Source organism: Komagataeibacter ossonobensis (genome assembly GCF_057359305.1).
In genome coordinates, this window is the sequence record NZ_JBXAYQ010000001.1 from 358,352 (window position 1) to 371,518 (window position 13,167).

The 13,167-nt window shown below is 63.1% G+C and carries 12 protein-coding genes; 7 read left to right on the forward strand and 5 right to left on the reverse strand.

The window, feature by feature from the left end; translation table 11 throughout:
- Window positions 1-19: 19 nt before the first annotated feature.
- From AC1RQ9_RS01635 to AC1RQ9_RS01665, 7 genes are all read left to right on the forward strand, one after another.
- Window positions 20-916, forward strand: a complete 897-nt coding sequence (locus tag AC1RQ9_RS01635; protein ID WP_485985318.1) for an aldose 1-epimerase — start codon at window positions 20-22, stop codon at window positions 914-916.
- Window positions 910-1,446, forward strand: a complete 537-nt coding sequence (gene greB, locus AC1RQ9_RS01640) for a transcription elongation factor GreB (RefSeq protein WP_193733699.1) — start codon at window positions 910-912, stop codon at window positions 1,444-1,446. Before AC1RQ9_RS01635 ends, greB begins: the two co-directional genes overlap by 7 nt.
- Before the next feature lie 112 nt (window positions 1,447-1,558).
- Window positions 1,559-2,569 carry a glutathione synthase gene (gene gshB, locus AC1RQ9_RS01645; RefSeq protein WP_485985319.1) on the forward strand — a complete coding sequence of 337 codons (1,011 nt, stop codon included), beginning with the start codon at window positions 1,559-1,561 and terminating at the stop codon, window positions 2,567-2,569.
- 224 nt (window positions 2,570-2,793) lie between these two features.
- Window positions 2,794-3,507 carry a class I SAM-dependent methyltransferase gene (locus AC1RQ9_RS01650; protein WP_485985320.1) on the forward strand — a complete coding sequence of 238 codons (714 nt, stop codon included), beginning with the start codon at window positions 2,794-2,796 and terminating at the stop codon, window positions 3,505-3,507.
- A 172-nt stretch (window positions 3,508-3,679) separates the two neighbouring features.
- Window positions 3,680-5,044, forward strand: coding sequence for a cbb3-type cytochrome c oxidase subunit I (locus AC1RQ9_RS01655; RefSeq protein ID WP_485985321.1), 1,365 nt, complete (start codon window positions 3,680-3,682; stop codon window positions 5,042-5,044).
- A 2-nt stretch (window positions 5,045-5,046) separates the two neighbouring features.
- A complete protein-coding gene (gene cyoE, locus AC1RQ9_RS01660; RefSeq protein WP_193733702.1) occupies window positions 5,047-6,006 on the forward strand; it encodes a heme o synthase in 960 nt (319 codons plus the stop codon).
- Between the two features lie 34 nt (window positions 6,007-6,040).
- Window positions 6,041-6,187, forward strand: coding sequence for a hypothetical protein (locus AC1RQ9_RS01665; RefSeq protein ID WP_193733703.1), 147 nt, complete (start codon window positions 6,041-6,043; stop codon window positions 6,185-6,187).
- Between the two features lie 328 nt (window positions 6,188-6,515).
- Here AC1RQ9_RS01665 and AC1RQ9_RS01670 read toward each other — a convergent pair whose 3' ends face one another.
- From AC1RQ9_RS01670 to AC1RQ9_RS01690, 5 genes are all read right to left on the reverse strand, one after another.
- Window positions 6,516-7,490 (reverse strand): Tim44 domain-containing protein, encoded by a 975-nt coding sequence (locus AC1RQ9_RS01670; RefSeq protein WP_485985322.1) that lies wholly within the window; start codon window positions 7,488-7,490, stop codon window positions 6,516-6,518.
- Window positions 7,491-7,805: 315 nt separating this feature from the next.
- On the reverse strand, window positions 7,806-9,146 hold the full coding sequence (locus AC1RQ9_RS01675; protein WP_485985323.1) for a TldD/PmbA family protein: 1,341 nt from the start codon (window positions 9,144-9,146) through the stop codon (window positions 7,806-7,808).
- Window positions 9,143-10,408: a M16 family metallopeptidase gene (locus AC1RQ9_RS01680; protein ID WP_193733713.1), complete on the reverse strand. Its 1,266-nt coding sequence runs from the start codon at window positions 10,406-10,408 to the stop codon at window positions 9,143-9,145. The genes AC1RQ9_RS01675 and AC1RQ9_RS01680 overlap by 4 nt, the downstream gene beginning before the upstream one ends.
- 79 nt (window positions 10,409-10,487) lie before the next feature.
- Window positions 10,488-11,894 carry a threonine synthase gene (gene thrC / locus AC1RQ9_RS01685; protein WP_485985324.1) on the reverse strand — a complete coding sequence of 469 codons (1,407 nt, stop codon included), beginning with the start codon at window positions 11,892-11,894 and terminating at the stop codon, window positions 10,488-10,490.
- 77 nt (window positions 11,895-11,971) lie between these two features.
- Window positions 11,972-13,123, reverse strand: coding sequence for an L-dopachrome tautomerase-related protein (locus tag AC1RQ9_RS01690; protein ID WP_485985325.1), 1,152 nt, complete (start codon window positions 13,121-13,123; stop codon window positions 11,972-11,974).
- Window positions 13,124-13,167: the final 44 nt, after the last annotated feature.

The following is a 13,167-nucleotide window of genomic DNA, read 5'->3' on the forward strand; positions in this document are numbered from 1 at the left end:
TGGACAGCGGGAACGGAGCATGTCCCCCACGCTGGAACTGAATGCGGGCGGCATGCGCCTTGGCCTGCTGCCTGACCTTGGGGGCAGTATCGCGTTCTGGCGTAACGAAGCGGGCATGGAATTCCTGCGTCCCGTCAGTGATCCCCACCTCGTGGCCCAGCATGGGCGCGCGGTGGCGGGCTATCCGCTGCTGCCGTTTTCCAACCGGGTGGCGGGCGATCATTTCCGTTTTGAAGGGGTGGACTACCACCTTGCCCCCAGCTTCGCGGGGGAGGACTGCGCCATCCATGGCAACGGGTGGCAGCGGCGGTGGCGAATCGCGCTGCTGTCCGATAGCAGCGCGACCCTTGCCCTCGATCACACCCCGTCTGGCGCCTATGCCGCACAGTGGCCGTTCAGCTATCGCGCCCAGCTACGCTATGACCTGCATGAAGCGGGGCTGTCGATCGGGCTTCTTTTGGAAAACACCGATACGCACGACCAGCCGGTAGGCATGGGGTTCCATCCCTATTTCCCCCGCCATTCGGGGCTGAAGGTGGGGTTTGTCGCCAGCAGCGTGTGGACCAATGGACCGGACCACCTGCCGCTGCTGCGCATCCCGGCGGAGGGGGACTGGTCATTTGCCCACATGCGCGAGGTGGGGCATGCGCCGTTCGACAACTGCTATGCCGGATGGTCGGGCAGCGCCTTCCTGCGCTGGCCACGGGCGGGGTATGCCCTGACGGTGGAAGGCAGCCCGGACCTGTCCCATCTCGTGCTGTTTACCCCGCCGGGGCTGCCCTATATCGGGCTTGAGCCGGTCAGCAACATGAATGATGGCTTCAACCGCAGCACCATCGCCGATAGTGGCGTGCGCGTGCTGGCGCCCGGACAGGTGATGGAGGGGCATATCCGAATGACGGTGGTACGATGCTGAAAACCCGGTCGCAATCCGCCACGAAGGAGAACGGACCGGCGAAAGGCGGCCTGTCATGCTATATTACGCCGGGCGGGATCGCCGCCATGCGCGAGGAACTGAATGCCCTGCTGCGTGATGAACGCCCGAAGATCGTGGAAATCGTATCATGGGCCGCGGGCAATGGCGACCGGTCGGAAAATGGGGATTACCAGTATGGCAAGCGCCGCCTGCGTGAAATTGACCGCCGCATCCGGTTCCTGACCAAACGCATCGATAACGCCGTTATTGTCGATCCTGCGGCCCAGCCGCAGCGTGACCGCGTGTTTTTTGGCGCGACGGTTACCTATGTCACTGAACGCGACGCGGAACGGACCGTTACGATCCTTGGCGTGGATGAAGCCGACATGGCGGCGGGGCAGGTCAGTCTTGTCTCCCCCGTCGCAAGGGCGCTCATGCGCGCGGGTGTGGGCGATGAGGTTCGCCTGGTCACCCCGCGTGGCGAGGAAATGATCGAGGTCCTCGCCATTTCCTATCCATCCGCGCCATAAGAAGGGGGCTGGCCGTGGGGGCAAAGGCATATTATGACGTTTGTTCCCGGCTGGTCCCGATCCCTGGCGGCCGGCATGAACCGGTCCTGTTCCGCGTGGAGAAAACCCGCCCATGTCACGCCCCCTGAAGGTTGCTGTCCAGATGGACCCGCTTGGCGGTATCGACATCAATGGTGATTCCACCTTCGCCATGATGCTGGAGGCGCAGGCCCGGGGATACGAACTGTTTGTCTATCAGGTCGAGGCCCTGAGCCTGAGCGAGGGCCGGACCGCGGCGCAGGGCGGCCAGCGTACCGATCGCGTCACCGCCCGGGCCCGTCCGGTCACGGTGCGGCGCAGGGCGGGCGACCATGCGACCTTCGGGCCGGAACAGGTCATCAACCTGGCTGATATGGACGTGGTGCTGATGCGTCAGGATCCGCCATTCGACATGGCCTATATCACCGCGACCCATATCCTTGAACATATCCACGGTGTCGGGCCGGGCCGGGCGCTGGTGGTGAACAACCCCGCCGCCGTGCGCAATGCGCCGGAAAAGATCCTGGTCACGCATTACCCCGACCTCATGCCGCCCACGCTGGTGACATGGGATGTAAAGGCGATACTGGAATTCCGCGCAAAGTGGCGTGACATCATCGTCAAGCCGCTGTTCGGCAACGGAGGGGCAGGCGTCTTCCGCATCCGTGAGGATGATCCCAACCTGAACGCCCTGCTGGAAATGCATTTTGCCCGGTCCCGGGAACCGCTGATGATCCAGCGTTACGAACCTGCCGTGCGCCGGGGGGACAAGCGCATCATCCTGGTTGACGGCGTGCCGGTTGGCGCGATCGACCGTATCCCGGCGGAAGGGGAGACGCGTTCGAACATGCATGTGGGCGGCAGGCCGGTGCGCGCGGAACTGACCGTGCGTGACCGCGAAATCTGTGATGCGATTGGCCCGATGCTGCGCGAACAGGGACTTATTTTTGTCGGAATCGACGTGATTGGTGAATGGTTGACCGAGATCAATGTCACCTCACCGACCGGCCTGCAGGAAATCGATCGTTTTGACGGTATCAATACCGCGGGCCTGATATGGGATGCGATCGTGTCCCGTCTGGTCACAGGCGGCGTGGACGCGTAGGAATTGGAAAACGGTGTCCGTGGCAGGCACGATGGTCGTGGCTGTCGTGCCATGTGGCATGACATCGGGCAGGGATTACAGGCGGTTGCGCGGGCTGGATGGCGCGTGGGCAGGTCAGGTGGAATTGTAATGCAGCAGAACGGGACGGATTTGATCATGGCGGATGCAGCACGGAAGCGGGGCGGATGCGCCGTCTTCCATGGCCTTGGCATGGGAGCAGCCTGATGAGTGACGTTCTGCATGATGAGGCTGCCGAGAAAGTCGTGGAAATACCTTCCCCCAAATCCGCGCTGGACGCGGCTGCGGTCAAGGCGGCGTACCGTCGCTGGGCCAGCGTGTATGACGCCGTATTTGGCAGTATTTCGGCCTTCGGACGCAGGCGCGCGGTTGAAGCCGTCAACGGTCTGCCGGGTTCGCAGGTGCTGGAAGTAGGCGTGGGCACGGGGCTGGCGCTGCCGTACTACCGCAAGGACAAGCATATTACCGGCATCGACCTGTCCGGGGACATGCTGGAACGCGCGCGCCTGCGCGTAAGGCGGCAGCACCTGTCCAATGTGGACGACCTGCTGGAAATGGATGCCGAGGCAACGAAGTTCGCCGATGGCACGTTCGATATCGCGGTGGCGATGTTCGTGGCCTCCGTCGTGCCGCATCCGCGTGCGCTGCTGGCGGAACTCAAGCGCGTGGTCAAGCCGGGCGGGCACATCCTGTTCGTCAATCATTTCCTGGCGCAGGGTGGCGTACGGCTGGCGGTTGAACGCGGCATGGCGCGGGCATCGCATTCACTGGGCTGGCATCCCGATTTCGCCATTGAATCGCTGCTGCCGCCTGCTGACCTGCGGCGCGCGACACTGCAGCCGGTGCCGCCTGCGGGGCTGTTCACCCTGGTTACGCTGCCGCGTGAAGCCGACAGCTGCGCCAGCCCCATGGTGGCGTAAACCCCGCAGGGGGCTGGCAGCCCTGTCCTTGTGACAGGGCTGAAATGACGATTGCGCGACCACAGGAGCGGCCCACAGGGTCGTTTTTGTGTATAAGGCGCGGTATATGATGAAATCATGGTAACGATTGGCCATGCCAGACACCGGCGCATGGCAGCAGGGAGTACATCGTATGCCCATAGGCACACAGTTCGGGGCCGATGCGGTGCGGGAGGCTGGCGGATCCTGTGGTTACAGGACGGTTGGCATGCTGTACCTCGTCATGGCGATTGTGGCTGGCATGGTCGGTGGCCTGCTGGCTGTTGGCCTTCAGGCCGGATTGCTGCCCCAGACGCTGACCGACGCATGGGCCGGGGGCGATATCGCTGGCGCCGCGGGGCGCATCGGGCGCCGCCATGGCATGATGATGGTGTTCTTCTGTGCGCTGCCCGCCCTGTTTGGCGGCTTTGGCAACTGGTTCGTGCCGCTGCTGCTGCGCGCCCGCGCGCTGGCTTTCCCGCGCATGGCGCTGGTGGGGTGGGGACTGGTCGCCGCCAGCTTCGTGACCGTTCTGGCGGGGCTTTCCCCTGCCGTGCCCGCGCAGGTCTCGCTGCTGGCGCTGATGGTATGGTGCCTTGGCATGCTGCTGCAGGCCATCAACATGGTGGCCACCGTCCTGAACATGGGACCGATGAACCAGCGGCTGCGTGACATGCCCATATTCGTATGGGCACAGGGGCTGACGGCCATGATGGCTGTCATGGTCATGCCAGTGCTGGCCGGTGGGCTGACGCGCATCGTACTGTCCGGTGGGGACATGTCCGGGCAGATCGACGGCCTGCTGCATGTTTTCGCCGGGCCTGAAATCGCGCTGCTGCTGCTGCCGTCCATCGGGATCGTTTCCCAGATTATTGAAACATTCTCCTGTTCACCGCTGCAGATGCCGCGCGTGGTGCTGGGTGCGCTGGTCGTGATGTCGGTCGGTGGTGGCTCGGTGTGGGTGCATGACCTGCTGCATGGTGGGCTGGCGCATATGGCGGCGCCTGCGGCCAGTGTCCAGCTTGGGCTGATCGTCCTGCCGGTGCTGGCGGTTCTGGTGGCGTGGGCGCGCACGGTCCGGGCGGGGCATGTCCGTGCCTCGGTTCCCATGGAATGGGCCGCAGGGTTCGTGGCGCTGCTGCTGGTGGGATCTGGCATGTCGCTGCTGCCGGGCGGCATGGCGGATGTGCATGCGGCGACGCTGTATGCCGCCGTGTTCGCGCTGTTCGCCGGTTTCTATTACTGGATTGGCAAGATGACGGGCCATATGGCCCCGGTGGGTGCCAGCCGCGTTCATTTCGGACTGACGGTAGGGGGAACGGTCCTGTCGCTGATGGCGTTCCATGGCCTGCCTGGCGTTATGGGTGCGGTGCTGATGGGCCTGTCGGTCGTGGTGTTTGCCGGGATCGTGGTAAGTGTCGGCATGGAGTCCGGCACATCGCTGCCCGCCAATTACTGGGGACCAGGTGCACGCACCCCTGAATGGCAGATGCCATCCCCCACGCGTGGAGATGCATGAGCATGAGTGGCGCCATCACAACGCCCGACGCGGTTGATACCGCCCCCATTACTTACGACGCCGCCCGCGTGGGTACGGAAGCGCGGGACTGGCTGGTGCTGCTCAAGCCGCGTGTCATCTCGCTGGTGGTGTTTACCGGGGCGGCCGGCCTGTATATGGCGCCCGGGCCGCTTAACCCGCTGGTGGCGGCTGTCAGCATCCTGTGCGTATGCATGGCGTCAGGTGCGGCGGGTGCAATCAACATGTGGTATGACCGTGATATCGATGCGGTGATGAAGCGCACGGTAACCCGCCCCATTCCCAATGGGCGCGTAAGCCCTGATGCGGCGCTGGGTTATGGTATCGGCCTGTCGGTGGCGTCCGTTATCCTGATGTGGCTGGCGACGAATGCCCTGGCCGCGGGTATCCTGGCATTTTCCATTTTCTTCTATGCCGTCATCTACACCATGTGGCTGAAGCGTTCGACGCCGCAGAACATCGTGATCGGTGGGGCGGCGGGTGCGTTCCCGCCCATGATCGGGTGGGCTGCCGCCACCGGGTCGATGGCAGTCATGCCGGTGGTGATGTTCGGCATCATCTTCCTGTGGACACCACCGCATTTCTGGTCGCTGTCGCTTTATGCATGCAAGGATTATGGGCGGGCCGGTATTCCCATGCTGCCGGTGGTGCGCGGCGCGCGGCACACACGGTGGCAGATCCTGTGGTACACGATCATTCTGACTGCCGTGTCGCTGGTGCCGTCTTTCATGCATCTGGCAGGCTGGCTGTACACGGTTGTCGCCAGCGTGCTGGGGGCCGGGTTCATTTATTGTGCCATCGGGGTGCTGCGTGACAGGCAGGATGCGAATGGTGTCAGCCTGACGGGGGACGGTCCCGCACGCCGCTCGTTCCGTTATTCGCTGGCTTACCTGTTTTTCCTGTTCCTTGGCCTGCTGGCCGACCATGCCTTTATCGCCCACTGATCGGGCAATTTCATCCATACGGGAGTACGGGCAGATGGATCAGGCAACAACGGTTCAGGTTACGCCACAGATGGAAGCGCAGGAGGCTGCCCGTCGGCATAAGGGACGCATCCGTGCCGTGGCGATTACACTCTCGGCACTGGCAGCCATCCTGTATGCGCTCAGCCTTGTGCATATATAAACGACTGCCTGAAAACGGCTCAGAGGCGGTTTGAAAAGTCGGATTGGGCAATATCCTTGCCTTTTTGAAAAAAGGCGACGTCTGAAAGCTTTTATTGTTTTTTATTAAGCGGGAACTTCATATCCCCTTTAATGACCATGCAGGGTTCATGGTCATGGTTTCCGCCGTCCTTTGACCTGGGCAGATACACGCCCGTTCTGTGATAGGCACGCTGTTCGCATTACAGGCAACCGGTACATCGGGACGCAATGCCGTATGCAGCAGCCCATGAAAAAAGGCCCGCATCCAGTGATGCGGGCCTTTTCCTGCTCCAGATATGAACCGCAGGTCAGCGGCGCGGGGTCTGCTGGATGGCGGACAGCAGCCATGTGCCCGTCCCGGCCGAGCGGACGAATGTCCACAGTTCGGTTACGGTGGTGCGGTTGGAGGGATCGCCGTCAATGACGCGGCCCGTCATGTCGGTAGTGATGTCGATCATGGAATACTGCATGGCGACGGTGGCGTAATCAAAGCCGTTTTCACGCCAGCTTTCCACCAGATCACCGCGTTCAAACCGGATGTCCGACATCACATTGCGTGCGCCACGGCTGGTCAGATCGTTCAGCTGGCTGCTGAAGTAAGACACCATTTCCGGTGTGGCCATGTGCTGCATGGCCCCGACATTCTGCTGGCTCCATGCGGTCTGGATATTGATCAGCGCCTGCTGGAAGGCCTGATAATCGGCTGCCGTAATGGCGACACCTACCGGTTGCTGGCCACCACCCTGTGGCACCGGCCCCGCATCCGGACGCTGCATGCCAAAGGGCACGGCATTGCCACCATTGGCGCGGTTGCCAGCAAAACGGCGGATGGCCCAGCGGACAATAAAGAAGACCAGTGCCAGCTGGATCAGCAGTCCAAGGAAGCCACTGCCGCCCATACCGGAACCGAACATGCCATGCCCGAACATCATGCCAAACAGGCCCGCACCGATCAGGCCACCCATGAAGCCATTCATGAACGGATGGCGGGGGCGTGCCATGGCCATGGCACCCGCGCCAAACGGTGCCCGCGCACCATAGCCGGGCGTGGGCTGCGGGCGGGGTGTCATGGTGCGCTGGAACGGGGTCGCGCCGAACGGTGCGGTCTGTGATGGCGCGGGCGCGCTGTAGGTCCGTGACCCACGGCTGCCCATGGAGAAGCCACCACCCGCACGGGCATCAGCCACATCGGGATGGGCCAGCAGCGGCAGCATGGTCAGGGCCGCGCTGGCAGCAAGGACGATGCTTTTACGCGGCATCTGGCGCGAAGAATTCTGTTTCATCTGGGTCAGGGTATCTGCAATCCTGTGTCGGAACCATCATTATCCTGTGACCACGTGATTTCGGGTCACTTGTTACAGATATAGGTAAGTCCACCCGTCCATAACAGGGGCAACGGGCTTACAGACACATGAAATCACGGAAAGGGTAAAAGACTGCTGCAAAGGTCAGTCCCGCAAAGCATCCTGCAACCACAAGAAAGTTTTTGGTGAAGCTTTTTCCCAAAAGCTTCAAAGAATGCCGCCTTTGTAGAAAAAAGCGGCACCCAAAAACTTTTACTGTTTTATCAACGAACTGTTTTTCAAGCAGTCTTTGGCTTACGAACCCGCAATAACCATATCGTCGATACGGATGGTCGGCGCATTGGTGGACTGGCGGAAGATCAGGTCATTGGCGGGCACCATTCGGGCAAACATGTCATTCAGGTTGCCCGCGACCGTCAGTTCCGACACCGGTTCCGCCAGCACGCCATCGCGGATCATGAAGCCCGCGCCCCCGCGACTGTAATCGCCGGTAATGCCGTTGATGGCGGATCCCATCATCTCGGTTATGTAGATCCCTTCCTTGATGTCCGCCATCAGGGCAGCGGGCGTAAGGGTGCCGGGCTGCATGAATAGGTTGCCAAGCGACGGCGCGGGCGGCCCTGATGTGCCCCGGCTGGCGCAGCCATTGGGCTTCAGCCCCAGCTGTCGGGCGGTGCGGGAGTCCAGCGCCCATGTCTTCAGAACGCCATCCTCCACCAGCGTGCGGGTGGCGGTCAGCATGCCTTCGCCATCAAACGGGCGCGCGCCGGGACCACGGACGCGGCGTGGGTCGTCAATGATGGTGATGTTGGCGGGCATGATGCGGCTGCCCATCTTTTCCTTGAGGAAAGAAGTGCCCCGCGCGATGGCGATGCCATTGATCGCCCCCGACAGATGGCCCAGCATGCTGGTGGATACACGCGGGTCCAGCACGATGGGCATGCGCCCCGTGCGCGGGCGTACCGGGTTCAGGCGCGCGACCGTGCGTTCGCCCGCGCGGTGGCCGATCAGGCCGGCATCCTCAAGATCGGACAGGTGAACGGCGGAATGGTAGTCGTAATCCCGCTCCATCTTCGTGCCGCTGCCCGCGACGGCGCTGGCGGAGACGGAATGGCTGGTCCGCGCATATCGCCCCGAAAACCCGGCCGAGGTCATGAGGATGATGTCCGATAGTCCGAAACTTGCGGACGCACCATTGCTGTTGGTGATGCCCGTGACCGCCAGCGCCGCTTCTTCCGCTACGCGCGCGCGGGCGACCAGGTCGGCGGTTGCAGGTTCGGCCGGGTCGAACAGGTCCAGACCGGCGGCATCGGTAAAGGTGGTCGCGGCCTCGGCGCACAGTCCGGCAAAGCGGTCCTCGGGCACGACGCGGGCCATGGCGACGGCACGTTCGGCCAGCGCGTCAAAGCGTTCGGGATCCAGCGCCGTGGCCGAGACAATGGCCGAACGCTGCCCCACGAACACCCGCAGGCCAAGATCGCATGTTTCGGAACGTTCAAGGTCTTCGGTCTGGCCATTGCGTACCTGCGCGCCATGGGCGACGCGGGTGGCGTAGATCGCATCCGCCGCATCGGCCCCTGCAGTACGGGCGCGGGTGATGAGGGTGGAAATCAGGTCAAGCGGATCGGAACTCATGCTGCCAGTGCCCCGGTAATGCTGTCGAGGGAGGGAATATGGCTGACCGGGCCAAGGGAGGCGAGGGTCGGCCTGCCGCTGAAGATGCGCGTTGCGACACGCTGCACGTCGGCAATGGTTACGGCGTCGATCCGGCGCACGGTTTCCACCGTCGGGATCAGGCGGTCAAAGACCTGTAGCTGCCGGGCCAGCTGTTCGCACCGGCTGCCCGTGCTTTCCAGTGACATGAGCAGCGAGGATTTGAGCTGCGCGCGCGCCCGCGCCAGTTCCGCGTCCGTCACCGTATGACGCACCTTGCGCAGTTCCTCCAGCGTCACGGGGACAAGGTCGGCTACCTGTGCTTCCCCCGTGCCGGCATAGATGCCGAACAGCCCGCCCTGGCGGAAGGGCGCGTTGAAGGAATAGACGGAATAGACCAGCCCGCGTTTTTCACGGATTTCCTGAAACAGCCGCGACGACATGCCACCACCCAGCAGCGTGGACAGCAGCAGGGCCGGGTAATAATCCGGATCGCCATATGGCATGGACGGAAAGCCCAGTACGATATGGGCCTGATCCAGTTCGCGTTCGCGGGTAAAGGCGCCCCCCACGTAATTGACGGCGGGCTGCGGCGGGACGGTGCCGGCGGGCAGGTCGGCAAAATGCTGCTGCACCAGATCCACCACGCGGGCGTGTTCCAGGTTGCCGGCGGCTGCGATGATGGTGTTGCCCGCCCGGTAATGGGTGTTCATGTAATTGACCAGCGTTGCGCGCGACATGGTCTGGATGCCCGCTTCGGTGCCCAGCGTGGGGCGACCCATCGGCTGGTCGGGAAAGGCGGTTTCCTGAAAATGGTCGAACACGATGTCATCGGGGGTGTCATTCGCCTGCCCGATTTCCTGCAGGATCACGCCGCGTTCGCGCTCCAGTTCATCGGGGGCGAGGGTGCTGTGGGTCAGGATGTCACCGATGATGTCGGCCCCCAGTGACAGGTTTTCCTTCAGCAGCTTGACGTAATAGGCCGTGTGCTCACGCGCGGTGTAGGCGTTGATATGGCCGCCCACGTTCTCGATTTCCTCGGCAATGCCCACGGCGGTGCGGGTGCTGGTGCCCTTGAACGCCATGTGTTCCAGAAAGTGGGACACCCCGTTTTCGGGCGCGGTTTCGTTGCAGGTGCCCGCGGCGACATACGCCCCGAGGGACACGGTCTCCACCCGGTCCATCCGTTCGGTCACGATGGTCAGGCCGGAATCCAGTCGGGTCACATTGATCAGGTCGGTCATGCTGGTCCTGCGGGCGACGTGGCGCATCATGGCCCCACGCCGCCCCTTGCTTGCGTAAGATGGAAAAAGGGTAGGGAGATCAGCCCGCTTTGCTGTTGGACAGGACGGCCGCGCGCACCCTGTCCTCGATCACGTTCAGGTCGGCCGGCACCACGCTGTACCGCTCGGGCCGGTCATACAGGTCGGCCAGGGACACGGGCAGCGCGGGGCGGATGCCGGTTGCCTGCGCCATGGCATCGGGGAACTTGGCCGGATGGGCGGTGGACATGGCCACCATGGGAATCCCCGGCTCACGGAACGCGCGGCCCGCCGCAATGCCGATGGCGGTATGCGGGTCGGCAAGATAGTGGCTGCGGGTGTTCAGCGTGCGGATTTCCGCCTCTGTTGCGGCGTCATCCAGCGAAATGCCGTGAAACAGCGCGTTGGCGCGATCCCAGACCGGGGTTGAGACCTTCATCACGCCAGTCTTGCGGAAATCGGTCATGATGCGCGCGCACTCAGTGGCGTTGCGGTCCAGCAGTTCGAACAGGAGACGTTCAAAGTTGGACGAGACCTGGATATCCATTGATGGCGACAGGCTGGGCACCACCCCGTGGATGCTCATGTCGTTTTCATTCAGGAAGCGCGAGAGGATGTCATTGCGGTTGGAGCCGACACATAGCGCGCGGATGGGCAGGCCCATGCGACGGGCCACCCATGCGGCCAGCACATTGCCGAAATTGCCCGTGGGCACGGCGAACGAGACCTCACGGTCCGGCGCGCCCAGCGCAAGTGCGGCATAGACATAATACGGCACCTGGGCTGCGATACGCGCCCAGTTGATGGAATTGACCGCGGACAGGTGCATGTCGGTGCGGAAGGGGACATCGGCGAACATCGCCTTGACCATGTCCTGACAGTCGTCAAACGTGCCCTGCACCGCAAGGTTGGTCACGTTGGGTTCCAGCACGGTGGTCATCTGCCGGCGCTGCACTTCCGACGTGCGGCCCTCGGGGTGCAGGATGACCACGTTCAGGCGCGCGCGGCCCCGGCAGGCCTCGATCGCGGCCGACCCGGTATCGCCCGAGGTCGCGCCCACGATGGTAACCTTCTCGTCGCGTTCGTTCAGCACGTGGTCGAACAGGCGGCCAAGCAGCTGCATGGCCATGTCCTTGAACGCCAGCGTCGGGCCATGGAACAGTTCCTGCACGAACAGCCCGTCTTCCACCTGTGTCAGCGGCACGATGGCCGGGTGGTCGAATCGGCTGTAGGCATCACGGCACAGCTTCAGCAGCACGTCATGCGTGATCGACCCTTCGGCAAACGGGGCGATGATGCGGGCGGCGAGTTCGGGATAGGGCAGGCCACGCAGGTCACGCCACTGGGCTACCGACAGTTCAGGCCAGCTTTCGGGCAGGTACAGGCCACCGTCTTCTGCCAGCCCCGCCAGCAGAACGGACGAAAAATCGCGGACGGGGGCGTTCCCCCGGGTAGAAATATAGCGCATTACATCATCATAATCCCAACCGCCCCCCGCGCGAAGGGGGCGGATGCGGCGCGCGATGCAATTCCGCGCGTGGTGTGTCAGAATTTTGGTGGCGGCAGGTTGCCGATATTGATGCGGTAGATATGTACCGGCCACTCGATGGCGTTGTGCCCGCCATTCAGCGGCGCGGTGCGGTCAAGCTGGGATGCGGGCACATAAAGCTGCCCGTCCCTGGTCGCGAACGACCCGCCGGGCCAGTGCAGGCGCGGGTCGGTCACGATTTTCTGGTAAACCCGGTCGGGCATCAGGCGGAAGATGCTGCCGGTGGACACATCATTGAAATACAGCGTGCTATCCGGCCCGGCCGTGATGCCACCCAGCGGTGGCGTCTTGTACCACAGGGTGGGGCCTTCCTCCAGTTCGATGGGGGTGACCTTGGGGTCCACCAGCAGGTCGGTATCCAGCTTGTAGACAGGTCCGCACAGCGGCTCGAAATACAGCCACTGCCCATCGGCACTTATGTCCATCTGGCTGATATTTATGATGGCGGTGTGACCTGCCGGGTTGGTCGCCACCTTCCCATCAACCGTAATGGGCTGGTGCGCAGTCAGGGCCGGGGTATGTTCCATAAGGCGGCGCTGGATGTTGGTGTCCAGCCTGACTACGATCATGGCCGGGATGCCCGAATCCCCGATAAAGGCATGCCCGCGCGCAATACGCATGGTGGCGGCGTAACTGCCCGCGCGCAACATGTCGGGATTGAGTGGCCATGTCTGCATGACCTGACCGGTATGGCTGTCGATCTTCACGATCTTGGGGCCACCTTCCACCGGTTTGCCCGCGGGGTCGGGCTGTCCGCTATCGAGTACCCACAGCGTGCCATCGGGCTGGAGCTGCACATCGGACGGGGCCACCAGCCGGTTCGCCGCGGGTGTGGCAGGGTCGTTCCATGAATTGTCGGGATAGGGATGGGGTGTGTTGTCCCCATCCACCAGCGCCAGTCCCGGCCCGGTATTGCCCGCCCAGCGTGGCAGTTCCACCAGCAGCCGCCCATCGGGCAGCACGACCACGCGGTCCCATGCGGCAGTTGAGGAGGACGCCACGTCTTCCAGCGCCGCGGGCGGGTTGAGCGGCGGCGCGGGTTTGGCGGCCTGGGCGGCGTCGGTCACACCCAGCAGGCACGTGCCGTAGGCAAGGAGAAAACCCGCGGAGCGCAGGCGGCGGATTGCAGATGGGGATTTTGCGTACATCGCGCATTATCTCGTCACGAACCGCAGTAATTGGCAAGGGGGAC

Excerpts from the sequence above, each read along its gene's own strand:
- AC1RQ9_RS01635 (WP_485985318.1), top strand. The coding sequence starts at position 20 with ATGTCCCCCACGCTGGAACTGAATGCGGGCGGCATGCGCCTTGGCCTG.
- greB (WP_193733699.1), top strand. The coding sequence starts at position 910 with ATGCTGAAAACCCGGTCGCAATCCGCCACGAAGGAGAACGGACCGGCG.
- gshB (WP_485985319.1), top strand. The coding sequence starts at position 1,559 with ATGTCACGCCCCCTGAAGGTTGCTGTCCAGATGGACCCGCTTGGCGGT.
- AC1RQ9_RS01650 (WP_485985320.1), top strand. The coding sequence starts at position 2,794 with ATGAGTGACGTTCTGCATGATGAGGCTGCCGAGAAAGTCGTGGAAATA.
- AC1RQ9_RS01655 (WP_485985321.1), top strand. The coding sequence starts at position 3,680 with ATGCCCATAGGCACACAGTTCGGGGCCGATGCGGTGCGGGAGGCTGGC.
- cyoE (WP_193733702.1), top strand. The coding sequence starts at position 5,047 with ATGAGTGGCGCCATCACAACGCCCGACGCGGTTGATACCGCCCCCATT.
- AC1RQ9_RS01665 (WP_193733703.1), top strand. The coding sequence starts at position 6,041 with ATGGATCAGGCAACAACGGTTCAGGTTACGCCACAGATGGAAGCGCAG.
- AC1RQ9_RS01670 (WP_485985322.1), bottom strand. The coding sequence starts at position 7,490 with ATGAAACAGAATTCTTCGCGCCAGATGCCGCGTAAAAGCATCGTCCTT.
- AC1RQ9_RS01675 (WP_485985323.1), bottom strand. The coding sequence starts at position 9,146 with ATGAGTTCCGATCCGCTTGACCTGATTTCCACCCTCATCACCCGCGCC.
- AC1RQ9_RS01680 (WP_193733713.1), bottom strand. The coding sequence starts at position 10,408 with ATGACCGACCTGATCAATGTGACCCGACTGGATTCCGGCCTGACCATC.
- thrC (WP_485985324.1), bottom strand. The coding sequence starts at position 11,894 with ATGCGCTATATTTCTACCCGGGGGAACGCCCCCGTCCGCGATTTTTCG.
- AC1RQ9_RS01690 (WP_485985325.1), bottom strand. The coding sequence starts at position 13,123 with ATGTACGCAAAATCCCCATCTGCAATCCGCCGCCTGCGCTCCGCGGGT.